Source organism: Janthinobacterium foliorum (genome assembly GCF_978021625.1).
In genome coordinates this window covers 1-255 of sequence record NZ_CDXDQE010000125.1, presented here as the reverse complement: position 1 = coordinate 255, position 255 = coordinate 1, and the positions used below count along the sequence as shown (strand labels likewise).

At 60.8% G+C, this 255-nt stretch carries 1 protein-coding gene; it reads left to right on the top strand.

What is annotated here, in order from left to right; genetic code table 11:
• Positions 1-255: carbohydrate porin (locus tag ACZ92H_RS29815; RefSeq protein WP_465052007.1), on the top strand; the 255-nt coding region annotated here is incomplete at both ends.

Here is a 255-nt window from a genome sequence, read left to right as displayed (position 1 = left end):
CACATGCTGGATCTGCAATACATCAACATGAACGGCACGGGTGCCGGCCTGGACCGCATTCCCGTGGGCCCGGGCAAATTCTCGTACGCCTTCTTCAAGGATAACGACATCAACGCCCGCGATCCCGTGACGGGCGCCATCCTCGGCACCCGTTCGGCCGTGCGCCAGAACTTCATCTACGGCGACATTCCCGTCAACACCAACGGTACCCTGGACGTGGCTGCCACCATCATCACGGCCGAAGGTAAGGACAAC